The sequence below is a fragment of the Kitasatospora sp. NPDC029367 genome, assembly GCF_055569135.1.
Genome location: NZ_JBVHYH010000059.1, coordinates 43656 through 60634 on the forward strand (window position 1 = coordinate 43656; position 16979 = coordinate 60634).

Sequence of the window (16979 nt, forward strand, 5' to 3'; positions counted from 1 at the left end):
CGCGCTGTCCTGGGCCGAATCGGCCCCCGGGGAGGACCGTCCGGCCCTGTGCGGCCGCCACCGGCCGACGGACAGTGAAGGCGGGGCCCACCCGAGGAGGAGTGAGGACGATGCAGCACCGCAGCGTGAACGACGTGATGACCCGAGAAGTCGTCACCGCGCGGCCGGATACGCCGGTCAAGGAGGTGGCGGCGCTGTTCCACCGCAACGACATCACCGCCATCCCGGTCGTCGACGATCAGGGCCGACCGCTGGGCCTGGTCGTAGGAGGTCCGTGATGACCAGCGCACCGAGCACCGTCGCCGACGTCATGACCCACGCCGTGGTCGCCGTCGGCCGCGACGCGGACTTCCGCGAGATCGCCGAGACCCTGCAGCGCTGGCAGGTCAGCGCAGTCCCCGTGCTGACCGGCGACGGCCGGGTGATCGGGGTGGTCTCCGAGGCCGACCTGCTCACCGCCCGCGACCGCGACAGCGAGCGGGCCGAAGCCCTGACGGCGGGGCTGATGATGTCCGTCCCCGCGGTCACCGTGCACCCCGGCAGTCCGCTCAACGAGGCCGCCCGGGCGATGGCCCGTGGCCACCTCAAGCGGCTCCCGGTGGTCGACGAGGAGGACTACCTTGTCGGCATCGTCAGTCGGGGCGACCTGCTGAAGGTCTACCTCGGCGACGACCGCGAACTCGCCGACCGGGTCCGTTTCGAGCTCGTCGCCACCCTCGGCCCGAGCGCCGCGGTGGACACCGACGTCCGCTCCGAGAACGGTCGGATCACCCTCACCGGCGGCCTGCCGGACACCGTCTCCGCCGACATCCTGGAACGCCTGGTGCGCTCCGTACCCGGTGTGGTCGGCGTCGAACTGCGGCTCGCCGCGCCGGCCTGACCGGAGACGTACCGTGGCCGCGTTCGTGCTCGCCGCCGTCGACGGTTCGCCCGAGAGCCTCGCCGCTGCGGGCTGGGCAGCGGACGAGGCCGTCCGCCGCGGCCTGCGGCTGCGTCTGGTGCACGCCTGGCCCTGGCCGCAGCACGCGGCTCCCGGGCTGCCCGGTGTGAGCGAGGTCCGCGGCCGAGTGGTCGGCGTGCTGGCGGACGCGGCCCAGAGGTTGCGAGCGGACCACCCCGGGCTGGAGGTGGATGTCGCCCTGATGGACGAGCACGCGCCCGCCGGGGTAGTGGCTGCCGCGGCCTCCGCGGAGCTGGTGGTGCTCGGCCGAACCGGGCGGCACCTGGGCCCGGTCACCCGGGCGGTGATCCGCGGTGTCCGCTGCCCGGTCGTCGTGGTGCCCGACGGCCGACGTTGTGCGGAGGGCGGCACGAACGCGCAGAATCGGTGATGTCACACCCCACCCACCCTCGGAGCCGGCCATGGACGCGCCCCAGCCCGTACGCGTCTTCCTGCTGGACGACCACGAGGTGGTCCGCCGGGGGGTGCGGGACCTGCTGGAGGCCGAGGAGGACATCGAGGTCGTCGGCGAGGCCGGCACCTGTGCCCAGGCACTCGCCCGGGTGCCCGCGCTGCGCCCGGACGTCGCCGTGCTCGACGTTCGGCTCCCGGACGGCGACGGCGTCACCGTGTGCCGTGAGCTGCGGGACCGGATGCCCGGCCTGGTCTGCCTGATGCTGACCTCCTTCGACGACGATGACGCCCTCCTCGACGCGATCATGGCCGGAGCGGCCGGCTACGTCCTGAAGCAGGTCAAGGGCGCCGACCTGGTCAGCGCCGTCCGCACGGTGGCCTCCGGCCAGTCCATGCTCGACCCGGCGACCACGCACAAGCTGATGGAGAGCCTGCGCCACCACGACGAGAACGAGACCGACACGGTGCTCGCCGGACTCACGCCGCGCGAGCGGGAGATCCTCGCGCTGGTGGGTGAGGGCAAGACCAACCGGCAGATCGGCCAGGAGCTGTACCTCGCCGAGAAGACGGTGAAGAACCACGTCTCGCGCCTGCTCGCCAAGCTGGGCGTCGAACGCCGTCTCCAGGCAGCCGTCCTCGCCGCCCACGCCGAACCCGAGCAACAGCACCACCAGCGACCGCGCTGAGCAGTCAGGCCCGATGGGCCCGGAGGTGGTGCCGAACGGCCCAAGCGGTACGCCGTTCCCTCGCCGCACGGTGGAGGTGATCGACCTCCCGTCAGCGCCGGTGCCCGGCGCGACAGTGCCGCAGCCGTCCACTCCGGGACAACTGCTCGCCAAGCGCCTCGGCCACGGAGAGATCGACCGCGACGAGTACCACGCCCGACTGGACACCCTGCGCGGCGGCAACCCGCACGCCTTCGGCTGACGTCGGCTGATCCACGCACCATGGAGGCGGTCATGCCCACCCTCGCCCTCGACGCCACCGCGCTGGAGAAGCTCGTCTCCGCGGCGGTCGCGGCGCCCTCGATCCACAACAGCCAGCCCTGGCGCTTCCGGCTCCAGCCGGACACCTCGACCATGGAGGTTCGGGCAGACCTCAGCCGGGCGGTGCCGACCGCCGACCCCCAGGGCCGAGCGCTGCACATCTCCGTCGGTGCGGCCGTGCTCAACCTGCGGGTCGCCGCCCGCCACCTCGGCTGGGCACCCGAGGTACGGCTACTACCCGACCCGGGCGAACCGGACCTGTTCGCCACCGTCCAGTTGGACGCCCCGGCCGCCGCACGTGCCCAGGGCACCGACAAGCTGTACGAGGCGATCTGGCACCGGCACTCCACCCGGACACCGTTCACCGGCAAGCCGGTTCCGCAAGCCGTCCTCGACGAACTCGTCACCGCCGCACGGTCCGAGGAAACCCTGCTCCACCTGCCCGACCACCAGGAGACCGTCCGACTTCTGCACCTCACCGCCGAGGCCGAACGCCGCAACACCACCGACGAGGCCCAGCGCACCGAGAGCCGCAGCTGGATCCGCACCGGGGAGGCACCGCCCTACGGCATCCCGGTCGACGCACTCGGCCCCCAGGACGCGGCCGGTCACCTGCCGATGCGCGACTTCTCCGCGATCCACGCCGCCGAGCACCAGGCGCCCGCCCCCTTCGAGAGGGAACCCCGCATCGCCGTCCTCGCCACCGAACGCGACAACCCGGAGGACTGGCTGCGGGCCGGCCTGGCCCTGGAACACGTCCTGCTCGCAGCCACCGTCCACGGCGTCCGCGCCTCGCTGCTGCACCAGGCCATGGAGTGGCCGTACCTGCGCTGGGAGGCCCGCGACCCGGACCGCGGCCCCGGCCACGTCCAGATGCTGATCCGTCTCGGCTACGGCCCCGAGGGCGCGCCGACGCCCCGGCTGGCACCCGGCGATGTCCTGGCCCCCGACGCCTAACCGTCGGGCAGCGGGACCCGCCACACCAGCTCGCTACCGCCCTCCCGACGGGCGTCCGCGGTGAAGGCGCCGCCCAGGGCGGTGGCGCGGTCGGCCAGGTTGGCGAGGCCGCTGCGGCGGCCGCCCTCGGGTAGGCCGACGCCGTCGTCGGTGACCGCCACGGTCAGCTCCTCGCCGGCGGTCACGGTGACGTCCACGGCCGAGGCCTTCGCGTGACGGGCGGCGTTGGACAGCGCCTCCTCCAGGACGGCGACGGCCGCCTCCGCGATCTCCGGCGGCACGGTGACGTCGAGCAGGCCGCTCATCCGCAGCCCGGGGGCGAAGCCGAGTGAGCGGGCGGCGCGTTCGAGCACCTCGACGATGCGGGTGCGCAGTCCGGTCGCTGCCGGGCCCTTCTCGCGCAGGCGCAGGCCGAAGATGGTGGCGCGGATGGTCTTGGCAGTCTCGTCCAGGTCGTCGATCGCCCGCAGGACGCGGTCGGTCGCCTCGGGGTGATCGATGAAGCGGGTCGCGCCCTGGAGGGTCATGCCGGTGGCGAAGAGGCGTTGGATGGCCAGGTCGTGGAGGTCGCGGGCGATCCGGTCGCGTTCCTCCAGGAGCGCCACCTGCTCGGAGTCGCGACGCCGTTCGGCGAGTTCCATCGCGACCGCCGCCTGGCCGGCGAAGCCGAGCAGGGGCCCGGCCTCGTCCTTCTCGAACAGCGGCGCGCCGGCAGCGCGGGCGAGCAACAGCACGCCCCGGATCCCGTGCTCGGCGGAGCCGACGGGCACCGCGAGCGCCGGGCCGAGCCCCCGCCAGCGCGGCGGGCCCGCGGTGATCCGAGGATCCGTCTGGACGTCCGGGCTCACCACGAGCCCGCCCGTGCGCAAGGCCGCGCCCACGAGGGAACCCTCGACCGGCAGCACCAGGCCGCGGTGTTCCTCCGCCCCCAGCCCGACCGCGATGCGGACCTCCAGTTCGCCGGTGTCCGCCAGCGGCACGGCGACGACGGCGAGGTCCGCGCCGGCGATCTCGGTCGCCCGGGCGAGCAGCAGGTCGAGTACCTCCTGTTCCGCGCTCCCGGAGAGCAGGCTGCTGGTCACCTCGGCGCTCGCCTCCAGCCAGCGCTGCCGTTGCCTGGCCCAGTCGTAGAGCCGGGCGTTGTCGATGGCGACGCCCGCGGCGACGGCGAGGGTGGCGAGGACGGACTCGTCCTCGGCGTCGAAGTCGCCGTCGCCGCGTTTCTCGGTCAGGTAGAGGTTGCCGAACACCTTGTCCCGGATCCGGATCGGCACTCCCAGGAAGCTGCGCATCGGCGGGTGGTTGTCCGGGAAGCCGTAGGAGGCCGGGTGGTCGGAGATCCGGCTGAGCCGCAGCGGCTCGGGGCGGCGGATCAGCTCGCCGAGGATGCCGTGTCCGGACGGCAGGTCGCCGATCTCCTTGACCTGGTCGTCGGTGACCCCGACCGGGATGAACTGTGACAGCCGCTGGTCCTCGCCGATCACCCCGAGCGCGCCGTACTCGGCGTCCACCAGGGTGACGGCCGCCTCCACGATGTGCTGCAGGGCCTGGGCCAGCTCCAGATCACGCCCGACCGCCAGCACCGCCTCCAGCAGGCTGTGGACCCGGTCCCGGGTCCCACGAGCGGCGTCCAAGCGGGCCTGGAGCTCCTCCAGGAGCTCGTCCAGCCGCAGCTTCGGCACGGGCTCGGAGCTCTCCGACTCGCTGTCCAAGGGATCCTCCCTGGCTCACCCCCGATGGCCCACAGACCAGCGTAGGCGCGCCCGCCGTGGCACGTCGGGCGAAAGGGGTCCATCGGCCCAGTGCGAACACCCCACCAGCCCCCTGGCAGCGGGCACCGGCGCGGAGAACGCTGGAAGGGCGAACGGAACCGCCCCGGCTCCGCCGCCCGAGAGGAGCCACCGTAGTCATGAAAGCGCTCACCTACCACGGCCCCGGCCGCCGCACCTGGGGCGAGGCCCCCGACCCGACCGTCCGCGACCCCGAGGACGCCGTCGTCCGGGTCGACGCGGTCACCATCTGCGGCACCGACCTGCACATCCTCAAGGGCGACGTCCCCGAGGTCACCGAGGGCCGCGTCCTCGGCCACGAAGCCGTCGGCACCGTGACCGAGACCGGACCGGGCGTGCGCACCGTTGCGGCCGGCGACCGCGTGCTGGTCTCCTGCATCTCCGCCTGCGGCCGCTGTACCTACTGCCGCGCGGCGAGCTACGGCCAGTGCACCGGCGGAGGCGGCTGGATCCTCGGCCACCTGATCGACGGCTGCCAGGCCGAGTACGTCCGCACCCCGTTCGCGGACACCTCCCTGTACAAGCTGCCGGACGGTGTACGGGACGAGGACGCCCTGCTGCTCGCCGACATCCTGCCCACCTCGTACGAGGTGGGGGTGCGCAACGGCCGGGTCGGCCCGGGCGACACCGTCGCGATCGTCGGCGCCGGGCCGATCGGGCTCGCCGCCGTCCTCACCGCCCGGCTCTACAGCCCCTCCCGGATCATCGCGATCGACCTCGCCCAGAGCCGCCTCGACGCCGCCAAACGCTTCGGCGCCGACACGACCCTCACCGTCGCCGAAGCCACCCCGGAGGCCGTGCGGGCACTCACCCGGGACGGACTCGGCGTCGACGTCGCCATCGAGGCCGTCGGCGTCCCCGAGTCCTTCGAACTGTGCACCCGCCTGGTACGCCCCGGAGGCAGGGTCGCCAACGTGGGCGTGCACGGCAAGCCGGCGGTGCTCCACCTCGAGGACCTCTGGATCCGCGACGTCACCATCACCACCGGCCTGGTCGACACCCACAGCACCCCGCTGCTGCTCGACATGCTGGCGGTCGGACGACTGGACGTCGGCGGGCTGGTCACGCACCGCTTCGGGCTGGACGAGATGCAGGACGCCTACGACGTCTTCGCCGACGCGGCCGACACCGGCGCGCTCAAGGTCGCGCTCTTCCGGACGTGACCTGCCATGGACGGAGGAACCGCCACCATGACCGAACGCCCCGACCCCGTCGCCATCGCCCGCCGGATCGTCCAGCGCCGCGACCAACTCGGCCTGAGCGAAGGAACGCTGGCCTACCGGGCGAGCATGGCACCGGCCTACCTGCGCCAACTCCTCAAGACCGGGCCCCAGTTCGACCCGCCCGCCTTCGTCCGGATCGCCACCGCGCTCGGGACGAGCTGGCCGGAGCTGCTGTCCGGCCACCGCCCGGACGCACCACCGGGGCAGGCCGAGGCCGACCCGCGCCCACTGTTCCACCTGACCGAGCCGCAGTGCTGGGAACTCCTCGGCAGCCACGGCGTGGGCCGGGTCGGCCTGCCCGTGGGACCCGCACCCGCCGTCCTTCCGGTCAACTACACGGTGGACGCCCGCACGATCGTCTACCGCACCTCCCCCAGGGGCACCGCCGCCCCGGTCGAGGGCTCGCCCGCCTCGTTCCAGGTCGACCACATCGACGACCACCGCAGCGACGGCTGGAGCGTCCTGATCCTCGGCGAGGCCCATCACATCGACGACCCGCAGGAGCAGCAGCGGCTCGCAGCGCTACCGGGCGCCACACCCTGGGCCGGCGGCGCCCGCCCGCTGTGGGTGCGCATCCGGCCCACCGAGGTCACCGGCCGCAGGATCGGCGCAGGGTGAACGCTCCGTCTGGTTGTCGGGATGAGCCGGTCGGACTCCCGAGGCGTGGGCGAACCGGTCGACGCCGGCGGCGTCGGTGTGCTCGGCTTCCGGCACCTCGGTGAGATCGCGCCTCCTTGGCCTGGTCGGCGGTCTCCGCCTATCTCAGACCGATCAGTTCAGCAACTCTCCTTTGAGAAATAGGAGTTGGACGCCTTCGCGCGTGCGGAGGCGACGGACGACGGTGCTGTTCGAACGCGGCGCTGCAGCGGATTCGCTCCAGGCGAGCCTGGGTCGAACGGGCACTTTTCGAGCACCTCCTGGGCTTGCTTCAGCACCTCCTCCAGCCGGTTGCGCAGGACGTCGGGGAGGGTCGCGGAGCCCAGCGCGCAGGCGGCGAGAGCCCGTTCGAGTGCCGCGCCGTGAACCGGGTCAAGACGGCGTCGGACACCCGCGTGGGCGAGGAGGTCGCGCAGCGCGTAGCCGTCGCCGGATTCACCTGTCCGGCTGGCCAGGTGAGCGAGGAGCTTTCGGGCGGCGAGCGTGTCCAGGTCGGCCGCGTCGAGCGCGGTCAGTGTCAAGCGGGTGGTGAAGACGGCCAGGCCCTCGTCCGGTTCAAAGGCGAGGCAGTGGTCGATCGCCCGTTCGGCTGCCCGCTGATCGCCGGGGCGGCACAGCACGGTGAGCACCGCGTGGACCTGGAGGGTGACGTCGCCCTCACCGGTGAGGTGGACGGTGCGGCGGGCGTCGTCCATGCTGCCGCGCAGCGGCATGAAGACGGCGAGCTGGTCGTCGACCGACACCCAGCCCTCCTCGCGGCGCTCGAAGGCGATGGTCCAGGGAAGTGGTGGCGGTAGGCCTCCAGCGCGATCTCGCGGCCGGCCCACGCCTGCACGAGCTCGGCTCCGCCTGGCTCTTCGCGCAGCGCCGCCCAGCCGTCCGTAGGGTCCGCGAGGCGTACCGCTTCGGCGAAGACGGGCCGGGCGATGGCTGCCGGGGCACGGGAGGGAACGTTGTCGACGAGCCAGCGCAGGCCGGCGGTCGCCGAACCGGTGAACCCGGCCGCGATGGCGACGGCGTGCGCGGCGAGCAGCGCCTGCCGGTCGGGCAGCTCGGGCTGGGTCAACTGGGCGAGTACGGCTGCGGAGTCGGCGCGGAAAACCAGCACAGCCGCGGTCCAGGCGGGCCCTTCACCCCACCGGCCGGTCTCCGCGTAGGAGGTCGGGTACACGACCTCCGCGAGCAGGTCGGCCTGGTGGAGTTCGGCGGTCCGGCTGCTGATCACGGTGGCGGCGGGGGCCGAAGGCGCCCGGGGCGGGAAGGGCGATGCGCAGTCGCAGGTGCTGGCGCGGGTCGCGGAAGCGGACGAACCGTCACGCGGGCCGGCCGAGGCGCTCCAACAGGTCGGGCAGGTGGCGGGCGAGGACCGTGTCCTGGCGGGCCGGGTCGCCGTAGAGGGAAGCGAGGAGCACCCGTGAGGTGCCAGGGGCGTCGCCGTGGCCGCGCCGCACAATGCGGGCCGGGGTGGGTTTGGGCACGCGCGGCCAGGCCGGGGTTCGGGTTGCGGTCACCGGGACGACGATCTCGTGGGCGCGGCCGCCGGCCTAGCCGAGAGCGGCCGGGTCGGGTTCCTCGACGAGTAGCGCGTGCGGGCCCGAGCGCAGGTTGGTGCGGTCGCCACGATGAAGGACAGGTCGATGGCCCGCCGGTGGTGGGTGGCCATGTCGCGCGCGAACCCGGCGTCCGCCGAACCGTCGGCCGGCACCGTCACGCTGGTCGAGCTGTCGAAGGCGGGGGGTGCCGGAGGCGGCCAGGCCCGCGCCGAGCACCCCAAGGCACAGGGCGACCGCGGCGGCCAGCACACCGGGTCGCCAGGCCCGCGACCGCGACGCGGCCGGACGACCGTCGGGCAGGACGCTGTCGCCGCTACGGGGCTCTTCCGCAAGGTCCATGACCGCCTGCCGCTCCTGTCCGCCACTCGGCCGGGCCTGTAACCCGGCTCATATATCGTCTGCCGATATCGGATTTCGTAGACGTAGTGGTGCGGGTGCGCGCCGCCAAGGAGTGGGTCATGAGAAAGCCACCTACCCAGGCTGGCGCCGGGCAGTTGCAGCGGCACCTGGGCGTGTTCGACGCCGTGGTGATCGGCCTCGGGTCGATGATCGGCGCCGGGATCTTCGCCGCCCTCGCCCCGGCAGCCTCGGCGGCCGGCTCCGGACTGCTGCTCGGCCTGGCGCTGGCGGCCGTGGTGGCGTACTGCAACGCCACCTCCTCCGCCCGCCTGGCCGCCCGCTACCCGCAGTCGGGCGGCACCTACGTCTACGGGCGCGAGCGGCTCGGTGACTTCTGGGGCTACCTGGCCGGCTGGGGCTTCGTGGTCGGCAAGACCGCCTCCTGCGCCGCGATGGCGCTGACCGTCGGCTCCTACGTCTGGCCCGCCCAGGCCCACGCGGTCGCGGTCGCCACCGTGGTCGCGCTGACGGCGGTGAACTACGTCGGCTTGCAGAAGGCCGCCTGGCTCACGAGGGCCATCGTCGCCGTGGTGCTGGCAGTGCTCGCCGCGGTGGTGACCGCCTGCTTCACCAGTTCCGGCGCCGACACCAGCCACTGGACCATCGGCACCGGCACGGGCTGGAACGGCGTGCTCCAGGCCGCCGGGCTGCTGTTCTTCGCCTTCGCCGGGTACGCGCGCATCGCCACCCTCGGCGAGGAGGTCCGCGACCCGGGGCGCACGATCCCGAGTGCCATCTCGGTGGCGCTCGGCATCACCCTGGTCGTCTACGCCGTCGTCGCGCTCGCCGTCCTCGCCGTCCTCGGCCCCGACCGGCTCGCCCACACCACCGCGCCGCTGGCCGACGCGGTCCGCGCCGCCGGGGTGCCGAGCCTGGCCCCGGTGGTGCGCGTCGGCGCCGCGGTCGCCGCCACCGGCTCGCTGCTCGCGCTGATCCTCGGCGTCTCCCGCACCACCCTGGCCATGGCCCGTGACCACCACCTGCCCCACGCCCTGGCCGCCGTCCACCCGCGCTTCCAGGTACCGCACCGAGCTGAGCTCACGGTCGGCGCGATCGTGGCGGTCCTGGCGGCGTTCGCGGACGTGCGCGGCGCGATCGGCTTCTCCTCCTTCGGCGTCCTCGCCTACTACGCCGTCGCCAACGCCTCCGCCCGGACCCTCACCCTCGCTGAAGGACGCCCGCCCAGGATCGTGCCGATCGTCGGAGCGATCGGCTGCGCGGTGTTGGCGTTCGCGCTGCCCGCCACCTCGGTGTTGTGGGGCGCGGTCGTGATCGCGCTCGGCGCCGCTGCCTACGGCATCCGCAAGACCCGCGCCCGCAGCTGACTGGATGTCAGGGCCGGAGCTGGTCCGGGGGCAACAGCTCGCGGGCCAGCTCGGCCAAAGCCTGCCGGTCCTCCGTCAGCGCCCGCTTGCCGGCTTCGGTGGCCCGGTAGACGCGGCGCGCCCGCCCGTCCACCACCCGCTGCTCGGAGGCCAGCAGTCCGGCCGACTCCAGCCGGTGCAGCGTCGGGTACAGCGTCCCCGGGCTGATCTTGTACCCGTGCGAGGCCAGTTCCTCGGCCATCCAGGCGCCGTGGATCTCCTCCTCGGCCGCGTGGTGGAGGATGTGCAGCCGCACCGCTCCCCGCTGGAACTCCCGCACCCCCGACCTCCCAGGTATTCACGAATCCGATATCGGCTACCGATACTACGCTCCGGGTCGGCTCGTTCACCAACAGGGCGCCCGCAACCGGACCCCCACTCCGAACGTCTACATTCATGTAGACGACAGTGTCGGAGGGCCCCCACCCGCACACCCGGCAGCACCGCCCACCAGAAGACCACGCGTAACGACACCACCTGCCGCCCAGCTCGCCTACGACGGCTCGCACATCGGCGGCTCGCTGTTCACCACCGTCACCGACTTCGCCTGCCACACCCACTGGCTCAACCATCCCGCCGAGTTATGGACCAACTACGGCCTGGGTGTCTTCGCGATCCTCATGCTCCCCGCCTGGTGGCAGGCCCGCCGCTCCGACGCCGCCACCATGACCGCCGCCCTCGCCGCACCCCTCGCCGTCGTCGCGGCCTTCGCCGTCGCCGAGGTCATCAAGACCGCCGTAGGCGAGCTGCGGCCCTGCCTCTCGATGCCCGGCTCCTACACTCTCGGGTGCGAGGCCGGGGGCTTGGGGTCTGTACAAGGAATGGCTCTGTCCCGTAATCGGTGGTAACGAAGGGTGACGGTTGTTGTTGGCATGGCATGCGTGATGTCAACGGGCTTGTGACTGTGGTGTTTTCGGGACTGTCGGCGCTCGTCGTCGATGCCGTGACAGACGAGGGCGAGGTCATCCGCGTGTCGGCACGGACCCGGGATGATCCGGTGCCCTGCCCGATGTGCGGGCAGCCGACGGGGCGGGTGCACGGCTTCCACGGGCGGGTGGTCGCGGACGTGCCGGTGGACGGGCGGCGCGTCGTGGTGTCGGTGCGGGTCCGGCGCATGGTCTGCCCGGTCCTGGGCTGCCCGCGGCAGACGTTCCGCGAGCAGGTCGCCGGACTGATCGAACGCTACCAGCGGCGCACGAGCCGCCTTGCCGACCAACTCGGTTACATCGTCAAGGAGTTAGCGGGCCGGGCGGGCGCCCGCCTTTCCCGCGTGCTGGCCTGCGCGATCTCCCGCTCGACCGCCCTGCGCCTGCTCATGCGCCAGGCCCTGCCACGGCTGTGCGTCCCGCGCGTGCTCGGCGTCGATGACTTCGCCCTGCGCCGGCGTCAGCGTTACGCCACCGTGCTCGTCGACGCCGAGACCGGCGAGCGGATTGACGCCCTGCCCGACCGCACCGCCCAGCCCCTGGCCGCGTGGCTGCGCGAGCACCCCGGGGCCGAGTATGTCTGCCGCGACGGCTCCGGCTCCTACGGCGAGGCGATCCGCAGGCCCTCCCCGAAGCGGTGCAGGTCAGCGACAGGTGGCACCTCTGGTCGAACCTGTGCGGGAGGGTCCTGGCCGAGGTCCGCTCCCACGCTTCCTGCTGGGTGACCGTGGTGAACCCTGCCCGGCCCGGGGGTGTGCGCGAGCAGACCAGCCGCGAGCGCTGGAAGCGAGTCCACGAGCTGCTCGGCCAGGGCGCCTGGACCGCCTGTCGGACAGTGGGTTCGTCGTCGCCGCGTCGCGTGCCGGACGGGACGAGGACGCGAACCAGGTCCAGGTCTTCGACGCCCTCGGGCGCGAGACCTCGTCCTTCTCCGTCGGAGACGCCATCGAGCACCTGCTCGTTGACGAGTCCGACCATATCTGGGTCGGTCACTTCGACGAGAACCCGGACGGAATCCGCCGCTGGAGCGCCACGGGCCGGCTCACCTGGACGTCGGACGGCGCCCGCATCCCCGGCCTCTTCGACTGCTACGCCCTGAACGTGTCCAGCACCACCGCCTGGGCGTGCCCCTACACGGACTTCCCGCTCGTCGACCGTGAGGGTGTGGTCGAACCGCGTTCGGGGCGCCAAAGCGGTAGCCATCCACGGCGAGCGAGTGGCCTTCTACGGCGGCTACCGCGAGGAGCGGGACCGACTCGCCTACGGAGAGCTCACCGAGACATCTGTCGAGCCAACCGACGTCGGCCGGCTCTCCCTGCCCGATGGCCCAGCCTCCAGCCGCCGACGGGTCGTCAGCCGAGGAAGCAGGATTTACGTCCAGACCGAGCCGTTCACCACGTGGGGCGTGTTCGACCTCAGCAGCTGACTTCCAGATCAGATGGTCTGTTCCTGGGCCTGGTGAGCGCCGCCCGCCGGTGCCCGACCTTGACGCCCTGGACCACCTCACCGCCGCCACCCACGGCGCCCGACGCGTCGGCGAGCGCGAAAACCTCGGCCACCTGCGGACCGCGCCGGACGACGCCGCCCGGGCCGACGGACTCGCTGGCCCGCATGGGGCGTTGCCCACCGTGTTGGGCATCGTCGCAGCGATCAACTCCGCTGTGCGATCCGGCGGGCGGTTTATGGCGCATCACACTAGCTCGTTCGAGTGAGGAAAGTACTCGATCACCCCGTGTGCGCAGCCCGGGCGATAGACCGGTCCGGTGACGAACATGGGCATGCTCGATCAGCGGATGAGGTTTTCGGCCGGCAGGGTCGGTGCACTCTGGGAAGGGGTACCTCCGGCCTCGGAGTTCGCCACCGTTGTGGGCACCCGGACGGTGCGACCGTTGCCGGCGCCTGTCGTGGGGCCGGTGGGCAGCGGTCGCGCTCCGGTGTGCGTGGACCTCCTGCACTACCGGCAGTCGGCGACGGAGGCGTTGCGTGGGCTGGCCCGGTCCCGCACCACAGCGGAGTTGCTCGATTCGGCGCACCTGATGTGGTGCGGCCCGGCCTGCCGCGAGACCGTGGCGTGCACGTTTCTGCACTACCCCAGGACCACTCCAGCGCCATCGGTCCCCCGTTCGGCCCGGTCCCGGTACAACAAGGACACTGCGGACCTGTTTCTCCTCATGGGAGGTGGCGGCTACGAGGCGGGTACCTCGAAGTCCCACGAGGCGAACCTCTGGCCTCTCCTCCGCGCGGTCGTGGCCAGGGTCGACGCCGGGGAAGGAACGAGGATCGACTATTCCGACTGGGCGAAGAAGGGCGACACCACGGCCGCGGAGGTGGTGGCCTACGCCTGCCGGGACACCCTTCAGTGGATGGCCACCTGGTGCGGCGAACGGTACGCGAGCCAGCCGGCCGTCCTGCACTACGTCGCCCTGAGCACGATCTGCGACGACATCTGCATCCCGCCGTTGGACCTGGTGCGCGGCGACTTCCGCATGTACGGCCGTTCGGCCGCCGACGTCGTCACCGCCATGGACGAGCAGGGCTGGGGGCACGACGCGGTGCACGCGCTGCTCGCCCTGGTCCGGGAGTACTTCTTCCAGTACGTCGAGAAACTCGACCACGCCCCCACCAACGGGCAGGTCGGCCTGCACGCCCAGCTCAACGACTCCCCGTCGGCATGGGACGCCAGCGTCTACCGGATGAACTCCGCCAACAACTACGGCTGCAGTATCGGGCTGGCCCGCATCTGTGACACCGGCCCCGCCTCGTTCAGCTGGCTGATGGACAGTTCCATCGCCGACGCCATCTCCATGGACCTGGCCAAGTCCGCCCTGGACGTCTATCGCCTTGATATCCACCAGCCCACCGCCAACCAGCAGTTGGCGGCCCGGCGGCAGAGGGCCTACCACTCGATCTACCTCGACCTGATCGACGACCTGGTGGCGAGCGGGGCGCACGACAGTCTGGTGCACTACGGCCGCGCCGGCCTGCTGTACGTGCCGATCATGGAGCGCTACCACGAACGCCGCCTCGGTAGCCGCGTCCCCGTGCAGCCGGCCGTGTCCGCACAGCTGAGCAGCCTGTTCGGCGACGAGCCCGTGGACCCGTCGACCGAGCAGCGTTACCAGGCCCAGCGCGCCACCCCGGCCGCCGGGACACAACCGGTCCTGGGCGGGCCGACTGGCCTGGGCACCTCCGCGGCCAGGATCATCCTCCGTGGCAACACGCCGCCGCGAGGCACTGCCTGACCGGCCACTGCCGCCGGGCGCCCTGGCCCGGCTCGTCGGGTACGCCTACTCCGGCTCTGCCGCGCTGAGGGAGTAGACCAGCGGAACACACGGGTGCCCGGCCGGGCCGGGAAGCGGGCGACCAGGGAGAAGTCGGCTCTTGCCGGGACCCCAGCCGGAGGCCGGCGCGCTGAATCCTCGCTCCGACCTCCTCGGCGGCTACCACGCCTGGCACGCCCTTGCCCGCCCCGACCAGGACTGGACCCAGTAGCGAAATGGTTTTCGTTTTCATTAACTGCTAGTGTCGACTTACCACCGCGGACCAGAAGGCGGCCCTGTCCGACGCCTTCGAGGAACCGCGCGGTCCCCCGTCGCCCGACGTACGCACCTCTCACCAGATCTCACCAGAAACAGGGAAGTCGTGACCAAGATCGCCCCCGCCCGCCGGGACCGCAAGGCCCGCCCCAACCCTCTGCACGAGGCCCGCATCACGTACATCGACTACAAGGACACCAACCTCCTGCGGAAGTTCATCTCCGACCGCGGCAAGATCCGGAGCCGCAGGGTCACCCGGCTCACCGTCCAGCAGCAGAAGGCGATGGCGCGGGCCATCAAGAACGCCCGCGAGATGGCGCTGCTGCCGTACGTCTCCGGCGCCCCGGCCGCAGCGAGGGCGGGCCGGTGAGCGGCCGGCTTCCGGTCACCGTGCTGTCCGGGTTCCTCGGCGCGGGCAAGACCACCTTGCTCAACCACCTGCTGAACAACCGCGAGGGCCTGCGGGTCGCGGTCATCGTCAACGACATGAGCGAGATCAACATCGACGCAGCCCTGGTCCGCGAGGGCGGCGGTGCCCTCTCTCGGACCGAGGAACGCCTGGTCGAGATGACCAACGGCTGCATCTGCTGCACCCTGCGCGACGACCTGTTGGAGGAGGTCGACCGGCTCGCCCGGGCCGGGCGCTTCGACTACCTGCTGATCGAGTCCAGCGGCATCTCCGAGCCGATGCCCGTCGCGGCCACCTTCGCCTTCGCCCGCGACGACGGCGCCACCCTGGGCGACGTGGCCCGCCTGGACACCATGGTCACCGTCGTGGACGCCGCGAACTTCCTGCCCGAACTGCGCGGCGGCGACGAGCTGACCGCACGCGGCCTCGACCAGTACGAGGACGACGAACGCACCGTCAGCGACCTGCTGATGGACCAGGTCGAGTTCGCCGACGTCCTGGTCCTGAACAAGACCGACCTGGTCACGGCCGAGGAGGCCGACCGGCTCGCCGCCACGCTCGGCCGGCTCAACCCCGCCGCCCGGATCGTCCGCGCGACCGGCGGGCGAGTTCCGCCCGCCGAACTCCTGGGCACCGGCCTCTTCGACCTGACCAAGGCCCAGGAGGCTCCCGGCTGGGTGGCCGAGCTCAACGGCGACCACGTGCCGGAGACCGAGGAGTACGGCATCACCAGCCTGGTCTTCCGCGCCGAACGGGCCTTCCACCCCGGCCGGCTCTGGGAGTTGGTGAGCGAGCGCCTCGACGCGGGGGAGTTCGGCACCGTACTCCGCTCGAAGGGCTTCTTCTGGCTGGCCGCCCGCCCGGCCGTCACCGGCCTGTGGTCCCAGGCCGGTTCGGTCGCCCGCTTCGAACCCTCCGGCATGCGCCCGACCACGACCCTGCCGACGGACCTGGCCGGTCTCACCGACGCCACGGCGCTGACGGGCCTCGGCGACGAGCAGGTGCGGAACGGCCAGGAGCTGGTCTTCATCGGCACCGGGCTGCGGGCGGACGAGCTGCGCACCGCGCTCACCCACTGCCTGCTGGACGACGCCGAGCACGCGGTCGGGCCGCACGTCTGGACGGCGTTCGAGGACCCGTTTCCCGCCTGGGACGAGTACGAGCTCCAGCAGGAGCACGACCACTCCCACGCGTAGGCATCCACCCGCCAGGAGCTGTGGTCAGGCGGGGCCGGCCTCCGCGGCGGTGCGCAGGCGGCGGATCTCCGGGTTGCGGCGCAGGTCCGGGAACCTGGCGCAGAGCTGTCGCACCACCTCGGCCAGGAACGCCCGTGCGGCCTCGGCGAGTTCGGCGTACGCCACGGTGCCCGTTCCGCCGCGCTCCTGACGGATGCGGACGGTGTCGCCCCGCCGTTCGAAGCGGTACTCGCCCGCGCCCCCGGCGGCGGAGTAGCGGGCGCGCTTGGCGTCGGCCAGCTCCCGGGCCGCGCCGAAGAGCCCGAGCGCGATGTCCAGGACCGGACCGGTGCCGCTGAAGTCGGCGCCGTCCAGGCGGAAGGTGTACGGGCCCCGGAAGGCCTCGTAGGTGAGGTCGTAGAGGTCGGCGGTCGCGAAGTCCATGGTGGCGTTCGGGCCCCGGTCGGCGCCGCCGGTCTCGGCGGGGGAGAAGGAGAGATCGATCATGGTGCGGTCCGTTGCGGGAGGGGATGGGGATACGGCGGAGCGGGGGGGGGGGGGGGGGGGGGGGGGGGGGGGGGGGGGGGGGGGGGGGGGGGGGGGGGGGGGGGGGGGCTTTCCTCTCCCCCTCCCCTTCTTCCCCTCCAACC

Annotated in this window: 19 protein-coding genes and 2 pseudogenes; 15 read left to right on the forward strand and 6 right to left on the reverse strand. The window is 72.4% G+C overall.

The window, feature by feature from the left end:
• The first annotated feature begins 110 nt into the window (after positions 1-110).
• The 6 genes from ACZ4W5_RS27295 (at position 111) to ACZ4W5_RS27320 (ending at position 3297) form a co-directional block, all read left to right on the forward strand.
• Positions 111-278: a CBS domain-containing protein gene (locus ACZ4W5_RS27295; protein WP_465657521.1), complete on the forward strand. Its 168-nt coding sequence runs from the start codon at positions 111-113 to the stop codon at positions 276-278.
• A complete protein-coding gene (locus tag ACZ4W5_RS27300) occupies positions 278-880 on the forward strand; it encodes a CBS domain-containing protein (protein WP_360244133.1) in 603 nt (200 codons plus the stop codon). The genes ACZ4W5_RS27295 and ACZ4W5_RS27300 overlap by 1 nt, the downstream gene beginning before the upstream one ends.
• Before the next feature lie 13 nt (positions 881-893).
• A complete protein-coding gene (locus ACZ4W5_RS27305; RefSeq protein WP_360244130.1) occupies positions 894-1331 on the forward strand; it encodes a universal stress protein in 438 nt (145 codons plus the stop codon).
• A 31-nt stretch (positions 1332-1362) separates the two neighbouring features.
• Complete coding sequence (locus ACZ4W5_RS27310) at positions 1363-2040, forward strand: response regulator transcription factor (RefSeq protein WP_360244127.1); 678 nt, start codon at positions 1363-1365, stop codon at positions 2038-2040.
• Between the two features lie 100 nt (positions 2041-2140).
• Positions 2141-2281, forward strand: a complete 141-nt coding sequence (locus ACZ4W5_RS27315) for an SHOCT domain-containing protein (protein ID WP_360244124.1) — start codon at positions 2141-2143, stop codon at positions 2279-2281.
• A 32-nt stretch (positions 2282-2313) separates the two neighbouring features.
• The gene (locus tag ACZ4W5_RS27320; RefSeq protein ID WP_465657524.1) at positions 2314-3297 is read left to right on the forward strand and encodes an Acg family FMN-binding oxidoreductase; all 984 of its coding nucleotides are present in this window, start codon (positions 2314-2316) and stop codon (positions 3295-3297) included.
• Here ACZ4W5_RS27320 and ACZ4W5_RS27325 read toward each other — a convergent pair.
• On the reverse strand, positions 3294-5009 hold the full coding sequence (locus tag ACZ4W5_RS27325; protein ID WP_465657525.1) for a sensor histidine kinase: 1716 nt from the start codon (positions 5007-5009) through the stop codon (positions 3294-3296). The genes ACZ4W5_RS27320 and ACZ4W5_RS27325 overlap by 4 nt on opposite strands.
• Before the next feature lie 197 nt (positions 5010-5206).
• Between ACZ4W5_RS27325 and ACZ4W5_RS27330 the strand changes: the two genes are divergently transcribed.
• Together ACZ4W5_RS27330 and ACZ4W5_RS27335 are read left to right on the forward strand one after the other, a co-directional pair.
• Positions 5207-6250 (forward strand): zinc-dependent alcohol dehydrogenase family protein, encoded by a 1044-nt coding sequence (locus ACZ4W5_RS27330; protein WP_465657527.1) that lies wholly within the window; start codon positions 5207-5209, stop codon positions 6248-6250.
• Between the two features lie 27 nt (positions 6251-6277).
• Positions 6278-6928, forward strand: coding sequence for a helix-turn-helix domain-containing protein (locus ACZ4W5_RS27335; RefSeq protein ID WP_465657529.1), 651 nt, complete (start codon positions 6278-6280; stop codon positions 6926-6928).
• A gap of 158 nt (positions 6929-7086) precedes the next feature.
• On the opposite strand, the gene ACZ4W5_RS27340 is transcribed toward ACZ4W5_RS27335, so the two are convergent.
• From ACZ4W5_RS27340 to ACZ4W5_RS27350, 3 genes and pseudogenes are all read right to left on the reverse strand, one after another.
• Positions 7087-7710: a hypothetical protein gene (locus ACZ4W5_RS27340; RefSeq protein ID WP_465657540.1), complete on the reverse strand. Its 624-nt coding sequence runs from the start codon at positions 7708-7710 to the stop codon at positions 7087-7089.
• A 95-nt stretch (positions 7711-7805) separates the two neighbouring features.
• Positions 7806-8192: pseudogene (locus ACZ4W5_RS27345) on the reverse strand (thiopeptide-type bacteriocin biosynthesis protein); the annotation flags it as partial.
• 88 nt (positions 8193-8280) lie between these two features.
• Positions 8281-8478, reverse strand: a complete 198-nt coding sequence (locus ACZ4W5_RS27350) for a hypothetical protein (protein ID WP_465657530.1) — start codon at positions 8476-8478, stop codon at positions 8281-8283.
• A gap of 150 nt (positions 8479-8628) precedes the next feature.
• Here ACZ4W5_RS27350 and ACZ4W5_RS27355 point away from each other — a divergent pair, with 150 nt between their 5' ends.
• Positions 8629-8901 (forward strand): hypothetical protein, encoded by a 273-nt coding sequence (locus ACZ4W5_RS27355; protein ID WP_465657531.1) that lies wholly within the window; start codon positions 8629-8631, stop codon positions 8899-8901.
• Between the two features lie 77 nt (positions 8902-8978).
• Positions 8979-10244 (forward strand): APC family permease, encoded by a 1266-nt coding sequence (locus tag ACZ4W5_RS27360; RefSeq protein ID WP_465657533.1) that lies wholly within the window; start codon positions 8979-8981, stop codon positions 10242-10244.
• A 7-nt stretch (positions 10245-10251) separates the two neighbouring features.
• Here ACZ4W5_RS27360 and ACZ4W5_RS27365 read toward each other — a convergent pair whose 3' ends face one another.
• On the reverse strand, positions 10252-10563 hold the full coding sequence (locus ACZ4W5_RS27365; protein ID WP_360244103.1) for an Rv3488 family transcriptional regulator: 312 nt from the start codon (positions 10561-10563) through the stop codon (positions 10252-10254).
• A gap of 340 nt (positions 10564-10903) precedes the next feature.
• Between ACZ4W5_RS27365 and ACZ4W5_RS27370 the strand changes: the two genes are divergently transcribed.
• The 5 genes and pseudogenes from ACZ4W5_RS27370 to ACZ4W5_RS27390 all read left to right on the forward strand — a co-directional run bounded on the left by ACZ4W5_RS27370 (position 10904) and on the right by ACZ4W5_RS27390 (position 16350).
• Positions 10904-11131, forward strand: coding sequence for a hypothetical protein (locus ACZ4W5_RS27370; RefSeq protein WP_465657534.1), 228 nt, complete (start codon positions 10904-10906; stop codon positions 11129-11131).
• Between the two features lie 29 nt (positions 11132-11160).
• Positions 11161-12023, forward strand: a pseudogene (locus ACZ4W5_RS27375) (ISL3 family transposase); the annotation flags it as partial.
• Positions 12024-13455: 1432 nt separating this feature from the next.
• Positions 13456-14451 carry a hypothetical protein gene (locus ACZ4W5_RS27380; protein ID WP_360244086.1) on the forward strand — a complete coding sequence of 332 codons (996 nt, stop codon included), beginning with the start codon at positions 13456-13458 and terminating at the stop codon, positions 14449-14451.
• Between the two features lie 409 nt (positions 14452-14860).
• The gene (gene rpsR, locus ACZ4W5_RS27385) at positions 14861-15115 is read left to right on the forward strand and encodes a 30S ribosomal protein S18 (RefSeq protein WP_360244160.1); all 255 of its coding nucleotides are present in this window, start codon (positions 14861-14863) and stop codon (positions 15113-15115) included.
• A complete protein-coding gene (locus tag ACZ4W5_RS27390) occupies positions 15112-16350 on the forward strand; it encodes a GTP-binding protein (RefSeq protein WP_360244083.1) in 1239 nt (412 codons plus the stop codon). The genes rpsR and ACZ4W5_RS27390 overlap by 4 nt, the downstream gene beginning before the upstream one ends.
• Before the next feature lie 24 nt (positions 16351-16374).
• Here the strand turns inward: ACZ4W5_RS27390 and ACZ4W5_RS27395 are convergent, their stop codons facing one another.
• A complete protein-coding gene (locus ACZ4W5_RS27395; RefSeq protein ID WP_360244080.1) occupies positions 16375-16836 on the reverse strand; it encodes a hypothetical protein in 462 nt (153 codons plus the stop codon).
• Between the last annotated feature and the right edge of the window lie 143 nt (positions 16837-16979).

Excerpts from the sequence above, each read along its gene's own strand:
- ACZ4W5_RS27295 (WP_465657521.1), top strand. The coding sequence starts at position 111 with ATGCAGCACCGCAGCGTGAACGACGTGATGACCCGAGAAGTCGTCACC.
- ACZ4W5_RS27300 (WP_360244133.1), top strand. The coding sequence starts at position 278 with ATGACCAGCGCACCGAGCACCGTCGCCGACGTCATGACCCACGCCGTG.
- ACZ4W5_RS27310 (WP_360244127.1), top strand. The coding sequence starts at position 1,363 with ATGGACGCGCCCCAGCCCGTACGCGTCTTCCTGCTGGACGACCACGAG.
- ACZ4W5_RS27320 (WP_465657524.1), top strand. The coding sequence starts at position 2,314 with ATGCCCACCCTCGCCCTCGACGCCACCGCGCTGGAGAAGCTCGTCTCC.
- ACZ4W5_RS27330 (WP_465657527.1), top strand. The coding sequence starts at position 5,207 with ATGAAAGCGCTCACCTACCACGGCCCCGGCCGCCGCACCTGGGGCGAG.
- ACZ4W5_RS27335 (WP_465657529.1), top strand. The coding sequence starts at position 6,278 with ATGACCGAACGCCCCGACCCCGTCGCCATCGCCCGCCGGATCGTCCAG.
- ACZ4W5_RS27355 (WP_465657531.1), top strand. The coding sequence starts at position 8,629 with ATGTCGCGCGCGAACCCGGCGTCCGCCGAACCGTCGGCCGGCACCGTC.
- ACZ4W5_RS27360 (WP_465657533.1), top strand. The coding sequence starts at position 8,979 with ATGAGAAAGCCACCTACCCAGGCTGGCGCCGGGCAGTTGCAGCGGCAC.
- ACZ4W5_RS27370 (WP_465657534.1), top strand. The coding sequence starts at position 10,904 with ATGCTCCCCGCCTGGTGGCAGGCCCGCCGCTCCGACGCCGCCACCATG.
- ACZ4W5_RS27395 (WP_360244080.1), bottom strand. The coding sequence starts at position 16,836 with ATGATCGATCTCTCCTTCTCCCCCGCCGAGACCGGCGGCGCCGACCGG.